The organism is Ascidiimonas meishanensis (assembly GCF_037782385.1).
Lineage (GTDB): Bacteria > Bacteroidota > Bacteroidia > Flavobacteriales > Flavobacteriaceae > Ascidiimonas > Ascidiimonas meishanensis.
The window spans coordinates 103,982-124,767 of record NZ_JBBEXD010000005.1 but is presented as its reverse complement, the minus strand read 5'-3'; the positions used below and the strand labels follow the sequence as shown (position 1 = coordinate 124,767).

Annotated in this window: 22 protein-coding genes; 7 read left to right on the top strand and 15 right to left on the bottom strand. The window is 35.0% G+C overall.

The window, feature by feature from the left end:
• Positions 1–22: 22 nt before the first annotated feature.
• Positions 23–1,054: an oxygen-dependent tRNA uridine(34) hydroxylase TrhO gene (trhO, locus tag WBG07_RS10835; RefSeq protein WP_340201203.1), complete on the bottom strand. Its 1,032-nt coding sequence runs from the start codon at positions 1,052–1,054 to the stop codon at positions 23–25.
• Positions 1,055–1,281: 227 nt separating this feature from the next.
• On the opposite strand from trhO, the gene recA reads away from it, so the two are divergent.
• The 4 genes from recA to WBG07_RS10815 all read left to right on the top strand — a co-directional run bounded on the left by recA (position 1,282) and on the right by WBG07_RS10815 (position 5,115).
• The gene (gene recA, locus WBG07_RS10830; protein WP_340201201.1) at positions 1,282–2,289 is read left to right on the top strand and encodes a recombinase RecA; all 1,008 of its coding nucleotides are present in this window, start codon (positions 1,282–1,284) and stop codon (positions 2,287–2,289) included.
• A gap of 155 nt (positions 2,290–2,444) precedes the next feature.
• Entirely contained in the window at positions 2,445–2,855 is a 411-nt protein-coding gene (locus tag WBG07_RS10825; RefSeq protein WP_340201198.1) for a hypothetical protein, read from the top strand.
• Positions 2,856–2,890: 35 nt separating this feature from the next.
• The gene (locus WBG07_RS10820; protein WP_340201195.1) at positions 2,891–3,433 is read left to right on the top strand and encodes an RNA polymerase sigma factor; all 543 of its coding nucleotides are present in this window, start codon (positions 2,891–2,893) and stop codon (positions 3,431–3,433) included.
• 2 nt (positions 3,434–3,435) lie between these two features.
• A complete protein-coding gene (locus WBG07_RS10815; RefSeq protein WP_340201193.1) occupies positions 3,436–5,115 on the top strand; it encodes an outer membrane beta-barrel protein in 1,680 nt (559 codons plus the stop codon).
• Positions 5,116–5,179: 64 nt separating this feature from the next.
• Here WBG07_RS10815 and WBG07_RS10810 read toward each other — a convergent pair whose 3' ends face one another.
• Complete coding sequence (locus tag WBG07_RS10810; RefSeq protein ID WP_340201189.1) at positions 5,180–5,938, bottom strand: lysophospholipid acyltransferase family protein; 759 nt, start codon at positions 5,936–5,938, stop codon at positions 5,180–5,182.
• 76 nt (positions 5,939–6,014) lie between these two features.
• Between WBG07_RS10810 and trpS the strand changes: the two genes are divergently transcribed.
• Positions 6,015–6,983 carry a tryptophan--tRNA ligase gene (gene trpS, locus WBG07_RS10805; protein WP_340201187.1) on the top strand — a complete coding sequence of 323 codons (969 nt, stop codon included), beginning with the start codon at positions 6,015–6,017 and terminating at the stop codon, positions 6,981–6,983.
• A 2-nt stretch (positions 6,984–6,985) separates the two neighbouring features.
• On the opposite strand, the gene dprA is transcribed toward trpS, so the two are convergent.
• Positions 6,986–8,089, bottom strand: a complete 1,104-nt coding sequence (gene dprA / locus WBG07_RS10800; protein ID WP_340201184.1) for a DNA-processing protein DprA — start codon at positions 8,087–8,089, stop codon at positions 6,986–6,988.
• A gap of 223 nt (positions 8,090–8,312) precedes the next feature.
• Between dprA and WBG07_RS10795 the strand changes: the two genes are divergently transcribed.
• Both WBG07_RS10795 and WBG07_RS10790 read left to right on the top strand, forming a co-directional pair.
• Positions 8,313–9,254 (top strand): HU domain-containing protein, encoded by a 942-nt coding sequence (locus WBG07_RS10795; RefSeq protein WP_340201181.1) that lies wholly within the window; start codon positions 8,313–8,315, stop codon positions 9,252–9,254.
• A gap of 94 nt (positions 9,255–9,348) precedes the next feature.
• Positions 9,349–9,861 carry an acyl-CoA thioesterase gene (locus WBG07_RS10790; protein WP_340201178.1) on the top strand — a complete coding sequence of 171 codons (513 nt, stop codon included), beginning with the start codon at positions 9,349–9,351 and terminating at the stop codon, positions 9,859–9,861.
• 261 nt (positions 9,862–10,122) lie between these two features.
• On the opposite strand, the gene WBG07_RS10785 is transcribed toward WBG07_RS10790, so the two are convergent.
• The 12 genes from WBG07_RS10785 to WBG07_RS10730 form a co-directional block, all read right to left on the bottom strand.
• A complete protein-coding gene (locus tag WBG07_RS10785) occupies positions 10,123–10,317 on the bottom strand; it encodes a hypothetical protein (protein WP_340201176.1) in 195 nt (64 codons plus the stop codon).
• A gap of 125 nt (positions 10,318–10,442) precedes the next feature.
• The gene (locus tag WBG07_RS10780) at positions 10,443–11,672 is read right to left on the bottom strand and encodes a murein hydrolase activator EnvC family protein (protein ID WP_340201174.1); all 1,230 of its coding nucleotides are present in this window, start codon (positions 11,670–11,672) and stop codon (positions 10,443–10,445) included.
• On the bottom strand, positions 11,669–12,454 hold the full coding sequence (locus WBG07_RS10775) for a lipoprotein insertase outer membrane protein LolB1 (protein ID WP_340201169.1): 786 nt from the start codon (positions 12,452–12,454) through the stop codon (positions 11,669–11,671). The genes WBG07_RS10780 and WBG07_RS10775 overlap by 4 nt, the downstream gene beginning before the upstream one ends.
• Before the next feature lie 8 nt (positions 12,455–12,462).
• Entirely contained in the window at positions 12,463–13,434 is a 972-nt protein-coding gene (locus WBG07_RS10770) for a tetratricopeptide repeat protein (RefSeq protein WP_340201166.1), read from the bottom strand.
• An 8-nt stretch (positions 13,435–13,442) separates the two neighbouring features.
• Entirely contained in the window at positions 13,443–14,453 is a 1,011-nt protein-coding gene (locus WBG07_RS10765; protein ID WP_340201164.1) for a sugar phosphate nucleotidyltransferase, read from the bottom strand.
• An 87-nt stretch (positions 14,454–14,540) separates the two neighbouring features.
• On the bottom strand, positions 14,541–14,975 hold the full coding sequence (gene dut / locus WBG07_RS10760) for a dUTP diphosphatase (protein ID WP_340201161.1): 435 nt from the start codon (positions 14,973–14,975) through the stop codon (positions 14,541–14,543).
• Entirely contained in the window at positions 14,972–16,432 is a 1,461-nt protein-coding gene (locus WBG07_RS10755; protein ID WP_340201158.1) for a lipopolysaccharide biosynthesis protein, read from the bottom strand. The genes dut and WBG07_RS10755 overlap by 4 nt, the downstream gene beginning before the upstream one ends.
• Positions 16,433–16,485: 53 nt before the next feature.
• A complete protein-coding gene (locus WBG07_RS10750) occupies positions 16,486–17,007 on the bottom strand; it encodes a hypothetical protein (RefSeq protein WP_340201154.1) in 522 nt (173 codons plus the stop codon).
• Between the two features lie 141 nt (positions 17,008–17,148).
• Positions 17,149–18,015, bottom strand: a complete 867-nt coding sequence (gene atpG / locus WBG07_RS10745; protein WP_340201152.1) for an ATP synthase F1 subunit gamma — start codon at positions 18,013–18,015, stop codon at positions 17,149–17,151.
• 63 nt (positions 18,016–18,078) lie between these two features.
• The gene (gene atpA / locus WBG07_RS10740; RefSeq protein ID WP_340201150.1) at positions 18,079–19,659 is read right to left on the bottom strand and encodes a F0F1 ATP synthase subunit alpha; all 1,581 of its coding nucleotides are present in this window, start codon (positions 19,657–19,659) and stop codon (positions 18,079–18,081) included.
• Between the two features lie 58 nt (positions 19,660–19,717).
• Positions 19,718–20,251, bottom strand: a complete 534-nt coding sequence (gene atpH / locus WBG07_RS10735) for an ATP synthase F1 subunit delta (RefSeq protein ID WP_340201147.1) — start codon at positions 20,249–20,251, stop codon at positions 19,718–19,720.
• A 7-nt stretch (positions 20,252–20,258) separates the two neighbouring features.
• Entirely contained in the window at positions 20,259–20,759 is a 501-nt protein-coding gene (locus WBG07_RS10730; RefSeq protein ID WP_340201145.1) for a F0F1 ATP synthase subunit B, read from the bottom strand.
• Positions 20,760–20,786: the final 27 nt, after the last annotated feature.

The window sequence follows — 20,786 nt, the reverse complement described above, 5'->3', positions numbered from 1 at the left end:
AAATTAAGATAATAGTCCACTCTTATTCCTTAAATTTTAATACTTCAGACCTTCCTTTCTTAAAAATATTATTAGGTTTTATAGTTCCTTTGCGAAGTGCTTTTCGCTCCTCATAAGGCAAGGCAGCTACTTCTTTGCACTCATTTGAACAACAATTGTTCATTTTTTTCTTGCAGTGATCACATTGAATAAAAAGCAAATGGCACGCTTCATTTTCACAGTTTGTATGTGTATCACAAGCTTGACCACATTGATGGCAATTTGCAATGATTTCATTACTTATCCGCTCAGCTCTTCGGTCATCAAACACAAAATTTTTCCCTACAAACTTATTGTCTAATCCCTTTGCTTCAACCTGCCTTACATAATTTATAATACCACCTTCTAATTGATAGACATTTTTAAATCCTTTATGCTTAAAATAAGCACTTGCCTTCTCACAACGAATGCCTCCAGTACAATACATTACCAGCTTTTTGTCTTCTTTATGAGGGGCTAAATTATTTTCTATGATAGGAAGCGAATCTCTAAAGGTATCTACATCTGGAGTTATGGCATTTTTAAAATGCCCTATCTCACTTTCATAGTGGTTTCGCATATCTACTAATAGGGTGTACGGGTCTTCAATAAGCTCATTAAACTTATCTGCACCTACATGAATTCCTTTATTGGTAACATCAAAAGTATGATCATTCAAGCCATCAGCTACAATTTTGTGTCTCACTTTTATTTTTAACTTAAGAAAAGACATATTATCTTGTTCTATGGCAATGTTAAGCCTAACATTTTCTAAGAAGCTAATGCTATCTAGATGCTCTTTAAATTTGATAAAATTATCTGCTGGTATAGAAAGTTGCCCATTAATCCCTTCTGCCGCAATGTAAATACGACCTAAAACTTCAAGTTCATCCCAAGCGAGAAACAGATGATTTCTAAAAATTCGAGTATTTTTAATATGATGGTACTTGTAGAAAGAGAGCGTAAGCCTGTCTTTGCCTGCTTCGTTTATTAATGCTGCTCTTTCCTTAGCACTTAAATTATTGTACAGTTGCATGCTATACTAATTTTAAAGGTTAAAGAATCTTTGACAAATGTATTATTTTTAAAATAATCATACAATCATTTTTACCATCATTAGGCCGCTATATATAGTATTATTAATGGAAAGAAATAGTTCTAAAAACAGCTTTTAAAAAGTGTTAATTAAAAGGTATTAGATGCATTGTAAGTGGTAAAAAGAAGTGGTATTTTAGCGGTAGTTAATTCAATAGAAAATACAGTATGAGTTCTGAAAAAGATGCGAAATTAAAAGCCCTTAAACTAACATTAGACAAATTAGATAAAACCTATGGCAAAGGTGCCGTTATGAAGATGGGTGATAGTGTTGCTGAAGATGTTGAAGTTATTCCTTCAGGTTCTATTGGCCTTGACATCGCTTTAGGTGTAGGTGGCTATCCAAAAGGGAGGGTTATTGAAATCTACGGTCCTGAATCTTCAGGTAAAACAACGCTAACCTTGCATGCCATAGCTGAAGCTCAAAAAGCGGGTGGAATTGCTGCTTTTATAGATGCAGAACACGCTTTTGATCGCTTTTATGCTAAAAAACTAGGTGTTGATATTGATAATTTAATCATTTCACAACCAGATCATGGAGAACAGGCTTTGGAAATTACAGATAACCTTATTAGATCTGGAGCTATTGATATTGTAATTATAGATTCTGTAGCAGCGCTTACCCCTAAAAGTGAAATTGAAGGAGAAATGGGCGATTCAAAAATGGGGCTTCACGCCAGATTAATGTCTCAAGCGCTTAGAAAATTAACTGGTACCATTAGTAAAACAAAATGTACTGTTGTTTTTATCAACCAATTGCGGGAGAAAATTGGTGTTATGTTTGGAAATCCAGAAACCACAACTGGAGGAAATGCGCTTAAATTCTATGCTTCTGTAAGGTTAGACATAAGACGTTCTACCCAAATAAAAACGAGTGATGGTGGTGTTGCTGGTAACAAAACACGCGTAAAAGTTGTTAAAAACAAGGTAGCGCCTCCTTTTAGAACGGCCGAATTTGACATTATGTATGGGGAGGGTATTTCAAGAATTGGAGAAATATTAGATATTGGAGTAGAATATGAGATTATTAAAAAAAGTGGTTCTTGGTTTAGTTATGGAGATACTAAATTAGGCCAAGGAAGAGATGCTGTAAAGCTCCTGCTCATGGATAATCCTGAATTACTAGAAGAACTCGAAATAAAAATAAGGGAGGCACTTAAAGCTTTAAAAGATTAACAAAAACCGGCAGAAGCCGGTTTTTTTAGTACCTATGATAAAGCAAATAAATCATTTTTAATAGAAACCTCATTATTCTATATCATATCTATCAAAAATATTTGTGATTACGCAACCTTTTTAGTAATTAAGCATCTTATTAAAAAGATATTTTTATGAAGAAGATTTTTGCCTTATGCCTACTAATTGCAACTATCACCTCTTGTAGTCTTGATGATGGTGCCAATTTTCACTTTGAAGCTATTCCAGTGACGGGAGCAACGCTGCCAGAATCCTTTGAATTAAATGAGTCATACAATATTAAGGTAAGTTATTTACGGCCAAATGATTGTTATTTCTTTGAAGGCTTTGATTATTTGAGAACCGGAGAAAACGAACGTTCTGTAACCTTAGTTACTTCTGTTTTTGATAGAACGACCTGTAATGAGATAAACCAAGAAGTAGAAGTTTCTTTTGACTTCGTAGTACTTAATACGGGGATCTATACATTCAGATTCTGGCGTGGAAATGATGCAAATGGAGACCCTGATTATCTTGTTATAGAAGTTCCGGTTATTGAAGAATAGACGTTCTTACTAATTTAAACTAAAACCAACAATTTGTGAGTTTAGAACAACTCATTCATCTTTGCAAAAAAAGAGAACGAAAAGGCCAAGAACAATTGTACAGGCTATTTTCGTCCAAATTATATGGAATATGTTTAAAATATTCAAGAAATAAAACCGAAGCCGATGATAATTTACAAGACAGCTTCATTACTATTTTTAATAAAATAGATCAATATAATTTTAAAGGATCTTTTGAAGGCTGGATATGTAGAATAACTGTTAATACCAACCTTCAAAAGTATAGAAAAGAAGGTGTTTTTGATATTATTTCTGATGATATACCAGAAGAGGTAGATGTATATGTAGAAGATGAAAACGTGTCATTACAATATTTATTAAGTATTATACAAGAATTACCAGATAGGTATAGACTTGTATTTTCAATGTATGTTTTAGATGGCTATTCTCACAAGGATATAAGTGAGATGTTGAACATCTCTGAAGGTACTTCTAAATCAAATTTGTCTAGAGCACGAATGATTTTAAAAAACAAGATTGAAGATTATCAATCAAAAAAAAAAATTAACTCACTTTAATTATGGGTGAACAAAAAAATATAGACCGTTTATTTAGAGAAAGATTCAAAGATCTTGATGTTTCGCCTGAGGATGCTTTATGGTCTAAAATTGAAAGTAAACTGGATGAAAAACCAGATAAGCGGCGGAGAGTGATCCCTGTTTGGTGGCGTTTGGGAGGTATAGCTGCGGCATTAGCGCTACTATTTACTCTTGGCTATTATTTCTTAAGTTCTAATATTGATACGCAGCAGTTACCTGTTACAGATACTAAAGAAAAGAGAGACAAAACACCTGAAAATGAAAACAAGGAGAAAGAGCTTTTTCAGCTTGATAAAGAACAAATCACTGCTGAAGAAGTTGTTGTAGAGATAGACACTCTTACCAATGTCTCTGATACTCCTAAAAAAGAAGAAACAGTTGTAATTAGCGAGAAAAATAATGGTGAAATACCTTCTCCTTCTAAGGGACAGAAAAGAGAACATGTTGTTGAGCAAACAAAAGAAACTTTAAAATCTAATACGCATACGACTCAGAAAGAGGAATTAATTACTGTACCACATAACAAAGCTGAAGATGCAGTAGTGGTTGAATCTAACAATAATATTAAGACTAAAGAAAAAGAGCTTCCCCTCCGGCAGGATAGAATAAAAAAGAAGCAAACCATCATTGAAAACAAAAATATAGATGCAGTTGTTGAACATAATAATCCTGAGAAAACTATAAAAAAAGATTCTCTAACTTCCAATAAGCTTCCCATTTCTAACAAGGAAGAACAAGAAGCTGTGATTGTAAATAATCAAAATTTGCCTGAGAAAAATTCAACAAATAATACAATTGTTGAAAATGAAAAATTCAAAAAACAAGAAACTCAAAAAACAGGTGTTTCAGACCAAAACGTTTTAGAAAAGAAAACGTCTATTTATGATGCTATTGCAGAACAGGAAGCATTAAAGGAAAAGGATGTAGAAGAAACTGTCAACGTTGCCAAATGGAGTGTGAATCCTTCTATAGCACCTGTATACTATAATACTTTAGGGGAGGGCTCTCCCATTCATTCGCAGTTTGCTGATAATTCTAAATCTGGGAATATTAATATGAGCTATGGCATTAACGTAGCTTATGAGATTTCCAATCGTCTTAGCATCCGTTCTGGTGTTAATATGGTGAATTACGGATACGAAACTGATGATATTGCCATTACTTCTCAAGCACTTCAGGCGGCTCCTATTGCTACAATTGCTTATGCAAATACTACCGCTAATCTTAGAATTAGTGATCGCCCTTTGAATAATACCCCTAATATTGCTGATAGGGAGATAAATATAGAAGCTCCCGGAGTTAATGGAATCTTAACGCAGGAGTTAGGGTATTTAGAAGTGCCTTTAGAGTTAAAATATAGGTTGATAGATAGAAAGTTGGGTATACATATTATTGGAGGATTTAGTTCTTTATTTCTTACAGATAATGCAATCTCTGTTGCTTCAGATGATCTTGTAACTAATATAGGAGAAGCCAACAACTTAAACAATACCAGCTTTAGCACCAATATTGGTTTTGGTCTTGATTATAAATTATCTGATAAAATACTATTAAACCTTGAACCTATCTTTAAGTATCAACTGAATACATTTTCAAATGAAGATGGTGGCTTTAGACCTTATACTATAGGTGTCTATACAGGTTTAAGTTTTAGGTTTTAGAATTATTAGTTGGTTAGGTTGATTATTGCTATGAAAAAAAGCAATGATGGGAGATAAGGTCGCTTTATGCGGCCTTCTCTTTTTGAAACTTCTTAAGTTGGTTTTTAATAACCGTATATGCCTGTTCTTTTAAAACTGTTTTATTTTCAATTTTCATACCTTTTGTAGGCAGAAAATGATGCACTTGTACGCGCATTTTTCCCATGGAGCCACCAAAAAAGCGAAACGGAAATCTCTTTTTATTATCTGCAAAAGAAATGGGAACCACAGGAATTTGATATTCTATTGCTAACCTGAAAGCACCATCCCTAAATTCATCTAACAAAATACTCTCATCATCTGGAACACCTCCTTCTGGAAAGATGCAAATACTTAACCCACTGTTCAATCTTGCCTGCGCTCTTTTATACACGGCTGTACGACTTTTGGCACTGGTTCTGTCTACCATAATACATACGCGTTTGTAAAACAGTCCAAACAAAGGAATTTTAGCCAGTTCTTTTTTACCAACAAAGACAAAAGGGTTATGAGAGGTGCGAAGCATTAACATAATATCAGTCATGCTAGTATGATTAGCTATTAGCATATAGCTTTTATTCTTCACTATTTTTTCTTCCTTTTTAATAATAGGAAAAAAACCCATTCCAAAAAGAACAAAAGGAGCCCAAATATTTCTAGCTAACCAAAAAAACTGTTTATAGAATTTATCTCTTGAAGATAATACTAATAGCACCGGAAAAAGAATAATAATAGGGATTGCGACCAAGATGTAAAACCAGATACGCCAAATTATGTAAAAAAGATTCCTTAACAGAACAATCATGCCACCAAAAATAACAAATTTGATGAGGTTTTTTAGTAATTCTTTTACCTTTGTGCCTCTTTGATAAAGAATTGATATGGCAAGAATATTAACAGGCGTGCAAAGTACCGGAATACCTCACTTAGGAAATCTTTTGGGGGCTATCATACCGGCGATTAAGATGGCGGAAGATACTACCAATGAATCTTTTCTATTTATTGCAGATATGCATTCGCTTACGCAGATTAAAAACGGGGAACAATTAAAAGAAAATACCTATGCTACTGCCGCTGCCTGGCTAGCTGCAGGTCTTGATGTAAGCAAAACTGTTTTTTATCGCCAGAGTGATGTCCCTCAGGTAACCGAATTATCTTGGTATCTAAGCTGTTTTTTTCCATATCAAAGGCTCACCTTAGCGCATTCTTTTAAGGACAAAGCAGCGCGCTTAGAAGATGTAAATGCTGGTTTATTCACATATCCAATGCTCATGGCTGCTGATATTATTCTGTATGATGCAGAAATTGTTCCTGTAGGAAAAGACCAATTACAACACCTTGAAATGACCCGTGATGTAGCTGCCCGATTTAATAATCTGATTGGGGAAACATTGGTGCTTCCACAAGCAAAAGTACAAGAAGATACTATGTATATCCCCGGTACAGATGGTCAAAAAATGAGTAAAAGCAAAGGGAATTTGATCAATATCTTTCTATCTGATAAAAAACTACGAAAGCAAGTAATGAGTATTCAAACAGATAGTACTCCTTTAGAGGAGCCTAAGAGTACAGAAAACGATACTGTTTTTGCTTTGTATAAAATATTAGCTACTCCAGAAGCGAGTGCCGAAATGAAGCGTAATTACCAAAAAGGAGGTTACGGCTATGGCCATGCCAAACAAGCCTTGTTTGAACTTATTTTAGAACGTTTTTCTGATGTAAGAGAAAAGTTCCATTTTTATATGGATCATCCGGAGAAAATAGATGAAGCATTAGCAGTTGGTGCAGCCAAAGCTTCAAAAGTTGCTGATGAAGTTTTACATCGCGTTCGCATAAAACTAGGTTATTAATTCTATACTGCTTCAAAAAGTTTACCAGGTAAAGGTCTCACTACGCCTTTTAATTCCATGCCCAAAAGTAAGCTTGATACTTTATGAATAGGTAGTTTGCATTCCAAAGCAATAAGGTCTAGTAATTCTTTTCCATTTTTCATAAGAAAGCTATACACTTTTTGCTCTTCAGTATTCAACTCTTCAAACAATTGTTTTTGTATGACCGGTGTAGCAATGGTTTCCACATCCCACCCCAGCAGGTAAACTAAATCTGCAGCACAAGTAAGCATTTGTGCTTTTTGCATTTTAATAAGATTATTGCAGCCTACGCTAAACTTATCTTCAGATCTTCCGGGAACGGCAAATACGTCTTTATTATAAGAATTAGCAATTGCAGCAGTAACTAAACTTCCTCCTTTCTCAGCAGATTCTATTACCACAGTTGCCTCTGAAATTCCAGCAATAATTCGATTTCTTTTTAAGAAATTCTCACGATCTGGCTGGGAGGTACTATGGAACTCCGTTAAAAAACCTCCATTTTTTTCAATCTTAGCTCTATAAGGCGTATGAATTTTAGGATAGGTTTGATTTAAACCATGAGCCAAACAACCTATTGTTTGCATCCCCAATCTTGAAGCAGCTTTCTGTGCGGTTATATCTACCCCATACGCAAAGCCACTCACAATAATGGGATCTAAAGGAGCTAGTTCTTCCAATAGGCGTTCACAAAAAGACATCCCATAATTCGTTATTTTACGGGTACCAACAATACTGAGTATCTTTTTTCCTTTCAAATCTATGTTTCCACTCCTGAATAATAAAATAGGGCTATCTATACAGTGTTTCAATCGCACAGGATAGTCTTCATCAGAAAAAAAATGATACTTAATATTATACTTCTCAATATAGGCAATTTCTTCCTCTGCCTTTTTTAAATAAATAGAATCAAAAAGATGTGCTATAGTATAGGCTCCAATACCGTCTATCTTAAGCAATCTGTCTTTACGTTCTTTAAAAATAGCTTCAGGACTACCACAATGAGCAATCAATTTTTTAGCATTAACATCTCCAATATTAGGAGTTGACTGGAGTGCTATAGCAGCTCTTAAATCATTATAATTCATACATGTTTAATATATTCATGCTAAAGATAATTTTAATTGAAATAATGTCTTTCAAAAATTAATTGATTTTTCCTTCAAAAATAAGAATTAATGCTACACTATTTCTATAAAAATCAACTGTTAAGAATTGAAAACAAGATGGTTGAAAAAAAGCGTGTTATCTGTTAATAAAAAATCACCTCAGTGCTTTTCATAGCGTTAAAATTTTTTAATATTTGTGTCAATGAGGGTAGAGAATTATATAAGTGATTTATTATATCGATATCAGTGTGTTACCATTCCTAACTTTGGTGCATTTCTTACGCATAGAAAACCTTCTAAAGTTCATGAAACCACCAATGCGTTTTATCCGCCCTCTAAAGTGGTTTCTTTTAATGAGCAATTACATTCTAATGATGGTTTGTTAGCTAGGTATATTTCTGATGTAGAAAATATTCCTTACGAAGAAGCTATTAAAAAATTAGAGAAGTTAGTTGATTTCTGGAAATCTCAGTTAACCAAAAACGAAGATATTACCTTAAAGAATATTGGTTCTTTTCAATACACAGAAGAAGGTCGTATTGTATTTGAACCTTCTTATCATTTAAATTACCACACACCTTCTTTTGGTCTTAGTTCATTTGTTTCTCCTTCCATCAGTCGTGAAGTTTTGAAGGAAGAGGTTGAAAAAATTGAGGCAAAAGTTCCGGTTCTTTTTACGCCAGAAAGAAGAGCAAAAAGACCCTATTTAAAATATGCAGCTATTGCATTGGTTACTTTGGCCATAGGAGCAACTGGTTATATATTTTTCCAAAATTATCGTGACGAACAACTGCAAATTGCAGAAGATCAAGCCGTGGAGCGGGTAGAACAAACTATACAGCGTGCTACTTTCTTCGATACAGATCCTATTTTACTTCCCTCTGTACATTTAAATGTAGTAAAAGAATCTTATAAATATCATATAGTTGCAGGAGCTTTTAGAATTGAGGCGAATGCTGAGAGGAAGGTAAAACAACTTCAGGAAAAAGGATACAACGCCGAGCGTATTGGTATGAATCGTTACGGGTTACATCAGGTGTCTTACGCTAGCTTTTCTGATGTTCCAGAAGCATTAGAGTTTCTGCGAAAAATCAAAAGAACAGATTCTCCTGAAGCTTGGTTATTTGTTTCTGAAACGAAATAAATCCCTTCCATGTTCTCTCAAACAAATTCTTAATTATTTATTGAATTACTATTTCTTAGTCTATTCTCACCATATCTTTGCAAAAAATTAGTTTATGGAACCTAGAACTCCTGAGAATTCAAGAACTATCATGACAGATCTTGTTCTTCCTAGTGAAACCAATCCTTTAAATAATTTATTTGGAGGAGAATTATTGGCAAGAATGGATCGCGCTGCTAGTATTGCAGCCAGAAGACACTCCAGACGTATTGTAGTAACCGCCTCTGTAAATCATGTTGCGTTTAACAGAGCTATTCCGCTGGGAAGCGTTGTAACTGTGGAAGCCGCCGTTTCCAGAGCTTTTAAAACCTCTATGGAGATCTATATTGACGTTTGGGTAGAAGACCGAGTTTCTGGTTCTAAAACAAAAGCTAATGAAGCTATTTATACTTTTGTGGCAGTAGATGATACTGGTATGCCTGTAGAAGTACCTGTATTAATCCCTGAAAACGATCTTGAAAAAGACCGATTTGAAGCAGCCTTACGAAGAAAACAATTAAGCCTTGTGCTTGCGGGTAAAATGAAACCCAATGAAGCAACAGAACTTAAAGCATTATTTACAAGTTAGTAGTAATAGAAATCCGGGCCAAAACCCGGATTTCTCTACTTAACTTTAACTGATATAAAATCAGCTTACGTTTCTCAAAGCAATAGTACGGTTTACATCTTTCTCATTAGAAGTCACACCTATGATTTGAGCGACATATGCCGAGTATCTTCCCATCAAAAAAGATAATAAGATATTACTGTATTACTCATACGAGCAAAATGTACTTCTTAGGGAAGACCTTTGAAACTCTTTTTTTGTTCTCTTTAAGGTCTTGAATTACTATCTAGGGCAGTAGTACGTTTTACAACCTCCCAGCCTTGAATCACACATATGGTTTGAGCAACCCGCATCTAATGTTTCAACAGGTTCAATACAAGAAAGAAAACCAGATGCTGCAAGGCCGCCTTTTACCTCTGTTAAATTGGTTACAGTTTGTTTTTTAAGTGATAGTCCTTTAAAGTTCTTTTTTTTCATAATAGAATATTATTGTATTAGTTCAGTATAAACTTAAGCATTCGTAAGAAAAAAAAATAGTTAATGTAGTCTGAATTCATGAATCTAGAGTTATACAGTATTTTATTACCTTACTTAGCTAGTAATTACATGCGGTATACCCATTGCTCAGGATTAAGCCTTTTGGTGTCTTTATAGAGAAAGAATTTAAGCTCTGTTTTACCAGATGAAGGACTCGTAAAGATTTCTCCTAGGGCTTCTTTGGAGGTGACCGCTTGTCCTTTTTTAACGAAAACTTTGGCAATATTATAATACGTAGTTATATAATTACCATGCCGCACTTGGATGGCTTTATTGCCATTTGGAACTGCAATAATCGCAGAAACCTCACCTTCAAAAACAGACCTTACATTGGATCCTTTTTCGGTTGCAATAGTAACCCCATTGTTATAATGCTTTACTCCTGGGTATACAGGATCTGCGTATTCGCCATAACCCTTACTTTTAACTCCTTTGTCTACTGGCCATATAAGCTTTCCCTTGTTGGATTCAAAGTTTGACGCTAGTACCTTTGCCTCCGGTGTTAATGCAAAAGTTTTTGAAGTACTGCTTTTACCTGCCTTTTTGTTAGATTCTGCAATGGCTTCTCTTATGAGAGACTCTATTTGTCTGTCTAGGGCCTTCGCTTGCCGCTGCTTTTTATTTAATTGTGTTTTATATTGATTTTCATTCTGTCTTATAGCCATTAATAAATCTCGCTGTATGTCTTTTTCTCGCTGCAGTTTACGCTGTTCTAGACGATTGTTTTTTGCAAGAGCTTCTTTTTCTTTTCTTTTAACGATCAATCCTTTATTAAGTTCTTGTAATTCAACTGCTTTCTCCTCAATTTTTGCCCCTTGTTCCTTTCTATAAGCGGTATATTGCTTCATATACTGAAGTCTTTTATAGGCTTGGAAGAAGTTCTCTGATGAAAGGATGAACATCAAGCGGTTTTGTCCAGATTTACTTTGGTAAGATTTACGAATCATTTCAGCATAATCTTCCTTAAGAGCCACCAGTTCTTTTCGCAAGCGATCTATTTTTCTCAAATTGTTATTAAGCTGTCTATTGATAAGGTTTGCTTCTTGATTCGTAACCTTTATCAACTCCCTACGTACACGTATTTTTTGATCTATCTCTTCTACCTGATCTAAAACAGAGCGCCGTTCTTTTATTTCTTTGGTAAGTAATGAGTTAATTTGTCGGATCTCATTCTGAAGACGATTCCTTTTGGCTTCTAATGCTGCCTTTTCTGCTTCCTGACCAAATGTAGCAGCGCACAACAGAAAAGTTACTAAACCCCATAAAATATATTTGTATGTAGAACTAATACTCATTTTTTAAGAGCAATCTCTTTATACCCTTTAGGTATTGTATATGGAAATGAAACTCTTTCATCAAACTGGATATTGCGATACTCTAATGCTATTTTCACTTCTTTATTCTCCTCTAAAGCGGTAACAACAATTTTATCAGGAAACACTTTTCCTTCCACATTTTGATAGGTCTTATAATTTACGTTCAAAACCCTATATTCTTCAGGTTGAGAAATTTGTTGTATAGACATTTTAAAATTTCTTGGCTCTAGAAGAAATAACCTTTTAAAAAGTGAAAAGTCTTTAGTAGGCTTTAACTCATAGTTGTTATTGGCTACCGCAGCTTTAAAACTCTCTTTCTTAAGGTCAAAAATAGCTTGGCCTAATAATAAATTTTGTACTTTTTCAAAGTCAAGTTCTGCACCTAACATATTACTGATAAAACTAAAATCTCCATCAAAATAATTATTCTCTAGTTTATTATAGAAGCTTACCCTGTTTGGGGTGATTAAAACCTTGACCACAGAAAGTGTTGCGCTCATCCAAATTGCTTTGTCTTTTTCCATCCGGAAACTCAATCCAAAACTTTGAGAGGCATTACCCTCTTCATAATCTACTTTGATTCTACCCCGAACAGTTTTAAAGTCTAATTGATTTGAGTAATGATTTTTAACAATGGTTCTTGCAGAAAGTTTTTTGTCTACACTTCCAATGGTTAGTACTTTATTACTCGCACACCCAGAAAACAGCATAAGTAATACTGCTGCAAGATACCATCTGATAAGTATTCTAGGAATGTTCATGTTATATTCTAAAGCCCCTTTTTCGTTTTTCTATTGTACTCTTCTGCCTTTTTTGAATTCCCAAGCGCAGCATAGGCTAATGCCATTTGTGCGTAAATATGATTTTCCAAAGCATTATCATCTATTAAAAACTCTAACGCCATTTCAAGCGCATAAATTGCCTCCTCGTATTTTTTTAATTTGTTTTTAGCCCATCCGTTTGTATAATAAAAATTTGCTTGTGCCGGATAGGTCTCTAATGCTTCTTCCGTTAGCGTTTCTAAACTGTTGTAATCTTTTACCTTAATCAGATTTTCTATATCCTTTTTAATGGTTTCCAACGGATTTTCAATAGAAATGGCATTTGCTTTATTGATCCTTTCCGTTTCTGCCTCCAATTTATGATCATAATTTTTCATTGCATTAAGTCTAATGCGCTGATTTCTTCTTTGCGCGGTAGTTCCTAATGCGGCATCTAGTTCATTCAATAAATTGATTGCTTTATCATAACTCCCAGATCTTGTGTAAAGTAATACCAAGTTTTCTTTGTAGTTTACATTCTTCTCTGCAAGTTTTGTTGCAGTTTCTATGGCTTTCTGAGTATTGTTTTGTGCTTTGTAAACCGTGAAAAGTCCGTCTAAGTACCACACGTTATCGGGTTCAGCTTCTAGTGCTTTTAACATATAATCTTCAGCCTTGAAATACTGTCTAAGCTCCAGATAATTTTTACTGAGTTCAAAATCTATAACGGCATAGTTTGGTTTGAGTTTTTTACATTCTTCCAATGCTATAATTGACTTTTCGTAGTTTTCAATAGCATATTGTTTGAGTGCCTCAAAGAATTGTTCTTGAAATTGATCTGTATACTCTTCCGTATATACAGCCGCGTTAGGAATTATCTCTTGGGCAAAAAGTGTTGAATACTGAAATAACAGCATCCCTAAAAACATGGTATTTATGATACCTTTTTTCACGCTAACATCTAATTTTTTCTTTTTCACTTCAATAATTATTCCAAAACTGAATAATCACCTATACTAACATTGGTAAAGTTTCCATCAAAAAACGCATGATTACCAATCATAGCATTGTCTAAGTTAGCATTTTTTATGGTAGTATGGGTTTGAATTAAGCTGTTTTTAACTTTTGAATTCTCAATAATACAACCGTCTCCAACAGATACGTTAGGGCCTATGGTTGTATTTATTAACTTCACATTATCCCCTATATAGCAGGGGGGAATTACTTCTGCATTTTTCATCTCCGTGGTATCAGAAACAAGTGAAGCTCCTTCTTCTTGTAAAAACGCAAGCATTCTGCCATTAGTTTCAACCGTTACGTTCTTATTTCCGCAATCCATCCACTCCGCTACTTTACCGGGCATGAATTTTTTTCCTTTTGCCATCATCCCCTTAATACCATCATTAATCTGATACTCTCCACCATGAATGATCTGATTGGCTATTACATATTTCAATTCTTTCTTGAGATCTTCTGCTTCCTTAAAATAATAAATTCCAATAACTGCCAAATCTGAAACCATTTCCTTGGGCTTTTCAACCAAACCTTCTATCTCTTGTTTGCTATTAAGCTGAACTACTCCGTATGCCTCTGGGTTGTCTACTTGTTTTACCCAAATCACACTATCTGCGGTTGCATCTAAATCAAAATTGGCTTTAAAGAGCGTATCTGCATAAGCAATTACGCAGGGGCCTGAAAGCGAAGGTTCTGCACACATAATGGCATGGCCTGTACCTAGGGGTCTATCTTGATAATAAATGGTTCCTTTGGTATTAAGACTAGCTGCAATCTCTAATAAACTTTTCTCTACTGATTCCCCAAAATCTTCATGAATAATAAAGGCTATTTCATCCAGATCCTGCTTTAATACTTTGGCTATATCTTCTACCAATCTATGTACTATAGGTTTTCCTGCAATTGGAATTAATGGTTTAGGTACGGTTAACGTATGAGGGCGCAAACGAGAACCTCTTCCCGCCATTGGAACTATTATTTTCATCTAATCTTTTATTTCAATATTTTGTAGCTCGGTAAATTTATTTACCTAAACTTTTTTACGTTTTATTCTTCTAAAATTGTATGCATCCTATTTGGTGCCCGTACTACCAAAGCCACCAGCACCTCTATTAGTTTCAGAAAGTGTTTCTACTTCTATCCACTGGGCTCTTTCATGTTTGGCAATAACTAATTGCGCTATACGCTCTCCATCTTCTACCACAAATTCCTCGTTTGAAAGATTTACCAGAATAACTCCTATTTCACCTCTATAATCGGCGTCAACAGTACCTGGTGCATTCAAAACAGTAATCCCTTTTTTAGCTGCTAAACCACTTCTAGGGCGCACCTGTGCTTCATAGCCTACCGGAAGCTCAATAAATAAACCTGTCTTTACAATGGTTCTTTCTAGGGGCTTTAAAATAACAGGTTCTGTAAGATTTGCTCGTAAATCCATACCCGCAGATGCATTGGTTTCGTAATGTGGTAATGCATGTGCAGCAGTGTTGATAATCTTTATAGTCATTTTTTAAAGAATAGTTTTTGTATTTCTTTCTTCTCATTAAAATAAACGAAGCCCAAAAATAGTAAAAGTAAACCAGTTCCTTTGATAAGTTCTCGCTCAAACCCGTAAAAGGACAACGCAGAAAAACCAATAGCTAATACTAAGTAACTTCCAATCTTTTTAAGATTGTAAGGAATAGGATAATTTTTTTGTCCAAATAAATAGGAGGTAGTCATCATGGTGCCGTAAGCCGCTAGCGTGGCTAGAGCAGATCCTACATAGCCTATAACAGGAATTAATAGAAAGTTGAGCGCTAAGGTGACTAAGGCTCCAAACACAGAAATATAGGCTCCGTAGCGCGTTCTATCTGTAATTTTATACCAGACAGAAAGGTTGTGATATAAACCTAGACAAAGGTTTGCTAACAAAATTATAGGAACAATAATAATCGCTCCCCAATAGGCCTCATCTGCTATTAAAATTTGTTTGAACAGGTCAATGTATACAATAACACCCAAAAGAATAACAGAAGCAAAAATGGTAAAGTACAAGGTAATATTTGCATAGGTTTCTTTAGCGTCTTTATTAGACGCATTGCTAAAGAAAAAGGGCTCTACACCCAGCTTAAATGCCGTAACAAACAAGGTCATAAACACCCCCAATTTATAACATGCACTATAGATTCCTAATTCAGATTTAGCAGTTTCTGGAGGAAGTAGACGCTCTAGCAAAATCTTATCAAAATGTTCGTTAATTGCAAAGGCAATTCCGGCAATAAGAATGGGCAATCCATATTGAAGCATCTTTTTAAGAATAGGTATGTTAAGTGATACTCCTATTTTGCGATAGAGTGGTAATAAAAGAATTAGTGTGACCAGACTGGCAGCAAAATTAGCGACAAAAATATAGGTGATACTAGTGTCTCCCAGATAGGCCCAATTGAGAAAATGATGAGTGTTATTCTGAATAAGCGTAGGTAATACTAAAAAGAAAAACAGATTTAAACTAAGGTTAACTACAACGTTAAAAATCTTTAAAAATGAATATTTTAAAGGTTTTTCATTATTTCGTAGCCATGCAAAAGGTATTACTACTAATGCATCTAATACCAAAATACCAATTGCATAAGTGACATAAATGGTTTGCACATTCATAAAGGAAGCAATCGCTTCACGAAATGGAAATACAATACATAAAAACAGAATAGATGTGATTAATAGAGTGGTTAAGGCGGTAGCTTGCACCTCACTTTTCTTTTCGTTTTTGTTCATAAACCGAAAGAAAGCTGTTTCCATTCCATACGATAGAATCACATTGGAAAATACCATATAAGCAAATACCAGATTTACAACTCCATATTCATCGGTAGGGAGCTTGTCTGTATACAGTCTCGTAAGGAGTACTGTGAGTATACGAGGCAATACCGTGGCGATGCCATAGATAAAGGTATGCTTAAAAAGTTTTTGAAGTGCGCCCAAACAAACACCGGTTTTCCGGCTAAAAGTATTGATTTAAAAGCGTTTTACAAAGTCTAGAATCCCTTTTTTAAGGGTGCGGAAGGAAAAGGTATAGAAGCCTTGGTCTTCACATTTTCTACTTTGTAATATCTTATTTTCCCTTTATGGTGATAGCTTATTACTGCTTCATTTTCTCCTAATTCAAAAGGTATTTGTTCTGGAGTACTAGGCGGTTCATTTCCAACTTCCTTTCTTGGGTCTACATGACTAATCATGTCCTTTTTCTTATTTAGGTCTGTTTTAAAACGAGCCATATACAATGTTCCTTTGTCTGTTACCTCTTCAATTAAGGGCGCTTTCATTCCTCTAAAATAAACACTATCTAATACAATTTCTTTTGGCAGATTATTAATAGGCACTCCTAAATTAATTCCAGAACCACCACCTTTTACCCCTGCAACCCATTTTTGAGCATATACGGTTCCCATAGAGAAGGGCGCTTCTTGCTGTAATTTCTTAGATCCAGCGCAGTTGGAGAATGCGGTCATAACAAACGTAATTGATATAAGTTGTATAATAGTTTTTAATCGTTTCATAATTTATGTCTTATAAGTTATTTGATTTCCGACAAATACAAAAATCGTAAGCCTGTTTAAATATACAAACCAAAAGTGATGCCAAAAAATAAAAAGCCCTGCAAATATAGTTGCAGGGCTTTGTACTTCAAATAGTATTAATTAGCCATTCAAGGCTTCTGCTCCACCAACAATTTCAAGAATTTCGTTAGTAATAGCTGCCTGTCTTGCTTTATTATAGGTAAGCGTTAATGCATCTCTAAGCTCTCCTGCGTTGTCTGTTGCCTTGTGCATGGCTGTCATACGTGCGCCATGTTCACTCGCAAAAGAGTCACGTACAGCTTTGTAAAGTTGGGTTTTGAGCGACTTAGGGATTAGCATCTTAACAATTTCTTCTTTTTCCGGTTCAAAAATATAATCCGCATTAGACACTACTACGGTTTCATCTACAGACGCAACAATAGGAAGAAACTGCTCTGTCATTACAATTTGTGTTGCCGCATTTTTAAACTTATTATAGACCAATTCTACTTTATCATAGGCTCCGGTAGCAAATAAATCCATCAATTGAATTGCAATTGCTTCTACATTCTCAAAAGTAAGATCATCGTATACTGCATTATTGTTATCTACTATAGTATATGTTTTGCTAAGAATATCATTTCCCTTTTTTCCAATAGTAACAAAATCCACTTGTTTTCCGGAATACTTATCTGCTACTAAACGATGTCCTTCTTTAATAATATTACTATTAAACGCACCACACAAACCTCTGTTAGAGGTAATGGCTACTACTAAAACTTTGTGTACCTCTCTCTCAGAGGCAAAAACACTTCCTCCATCACCATCTAATGAGGCACTTAAGCTCTGCAATAGTTCTGTTAACTTGTTTGCATAAGGACGCATTGCTGTAATGGCATCCTGTGCTTTTTTCAACTTAGCCGCAGAAACCATTTTCATCGCACTGGTAATTTGCATGGTAGACTTTACCGAAGCGATCCTATTGCGTATTTCCTTTAAGTTTGGCATTCTTTTTTTAGTTATAAATTTTGAATGAAGAATTATACCTTGATAATTCTCAATTACCTTTTGCTATGCTTTGTATTTAGCAGAAAGATCTTTTGCTACCGCTGTAAGCGTATCAATCACCTCGTCTGTTAACTTACCTGCCTTTAACAAATCTAAAACATCTCTGTGTTTTGCATTTAAGAACTCTAAATAATCCCTTTCAAATTCCTTTACTTTCTCTACAGGAACCTCTCTAAGAAGGTTTTTAGAACCTGCATAGATAATAGCTACCTGATCTTCTACCGTAAAAGGATCATTTTGAGCTTGCTTTAAGATTTCCACATTTCGCTTTCCTTTTTCAATTACATTTAAGGTAGCAGCATCAAGGTCTGAACCAAACTTAGCAAAAGCTTCTAGCTCACGAAACTGCGCCTGATCTAGTTTTAAAGTACCTGCTACTTTTTTCATAGATTTAATCTGCGCAGAACCACCCACACGAGATACAGAAATACCTACGTTAATTGCAGGTCGTACACCAGAGTTAAATAAATCTGACTCTAAGAAGATTTGTCCGTCTGTAATAGAAATTACATTTGTTGGAATATAAGCAGATACATCACCCGCCTGAGTTTCAATAATGGGCAGTGCCGTTAAAGATCCTCCACCTTTTACTACCGGTTTCAAACTTTCCGGCAAGTCATTCATATTCTTTGCAATATCATCGTCATTAATCACCTTTGCAGCACGTTCTAACAATCTTGAATGCAGATAAAAAACGTCACCAGGATATGCTTCACGCCCTGGTGGACGACGAAGTAATAAGGATACTTCACGATACGCAACCGCTTGTTTTGATAAATCATCATAGATAATTAAAGCCGGACGACCTGTATCTCTAAAATATTCACCAATAGATGCACCTGCAAATGGTGCATAAACCTGCATTGGTGCAGGGTCTGATGCATTTGCTGCTACAATTACTGTATAAGCAAGTGCTCCTTTATCTTCTAATGTTTTAGCAATTCCAGCAACCGTAGATGCTTTCTGACCAATCGCTACATATATACAAAATACAGGCTCTCCTGCATCGTAGAATTCTTTTTGATTGATAATGGTATCAATACAAACTGTTGTTTTACCTGTTTGACGGTCACCAATAACTAATTCTCGTTGTCCTCGTCCTACAGGAATCATTGCATCAATAGATTTAATACCTGTTTGCAATGGCTCATTTACTGGTTGACGGAAGATAACACCTGGTGCTTTACGTTCTAATGGCATTTCGTAAAGATCTCCTGTGATAGGCCCTTTACCATCTATTGGATTCCCTAATGTATTCACAACTCTACCCAACATTCCTTCACCTACATTTATAGATGAGATACGTTGTGTTCTTTTAACAGTAGCTCCTTCTCCTATTTCTCTTGAAGGTCCTAAAAGTACCACCCCTACATTGTCTTCCTCCAGGTTTAGTACAATACCTTCCAATCCGTTTTCAAATTCTACTAATTCCCCGTACTGCACATTGGCAAGTCCAAAAACACGTGCGATACCATCACCTACCTCTAATACAGTTCCTACCTCATCTAAAGAAGCCTTGGCTTCAAATCCAGATAATTGTTTCTTTAAGATTGCTGATACTTCAGCGGGTTTAACTTCTGCCATTTTAATTCGTATTTAGCTATGCAATAATAGATATAAATCTAATTTTTGTTTTCCTTTATTATGTTGTCAATTCTCTTTTAAGATCGCCTAACTTACTTGCAAGACTTGCATTATACTGAAGGTCTCCTACTCTGAGTATAAAACCCCCTATAATACTTTCATCAATTCTATTTTCTAAGGTTACCTGCTTTCCGGTAATCTCTTTAACTTTAGCTAGTAATTTTTCTCCTAATTCTTTGGTTAAAGGTATTGCTGTGGTAACTACAGCGGTTTCTTTTCCTTTAAGTTCGTTGTAAAGAATAATGAACTTTTCTGCTACCTGCCCTAATAATTTAATACGCTTATTATCTATTAACGCATTAAAAAGTCCTTGAGTGGAGGGATTGATATCTGTAAAAATTTCCTCTAAAGCTGAACGCTTGATGCCCGATTTAATAACTGGACTCTGTAAAAACTTTTGAAGCTCTGCATTATCCTTAATCGTATTAAACACAAGGTGCATGTCTTTTTCTACTTTCTCAGAAAGATTTCTTTCCTGAGTTAAAGAAAGTAATGCTTTTGCATATCTTATTGCTGCTCTGCTTCCTGCCATCTTATTTCTAGTTTAGGGTTACGTCACCCAGTAAATCATCAACCATCTTGAGTTGCTTCTTCTTATCTGCCAACTCACCTCTCATCACTTTTTCGGCAATCTCTACAGAAAGAGATGCTACTTGATTTTTCAATTCAGCAACTGCAGATTGTCTTTCGCTTTGAATAACTGCCTTTGCCTGTTTGATCATTTTATCTGCTTCTACCTGAGCAGTCTCCTTAGCATCGGCAACAATTTTATCTTTTAATTCTCGTGCTTCTTTTAGTAAAGCTTCACGTTCTTTTCTAGCTTCTTTTAAAATACGCTCATTATCTGCATTAATGTTCTGCATCTCTTTACGCGCAGCTTCTGCAGATTCTAATGAATTTTTGATACCTTCTTCCCGATCATTGATGGCTTTCAATATAGGTTTCCAGGCAAATGCTCTTAAGAGCAGTAATAAAAGAATGAATAATAGTGTTTGCCAAAAAAACAATCCTAATGAAAATTCTTCAAGTAATTTTTCCATCGTTTATCTTATTTTTATTCTGTACTA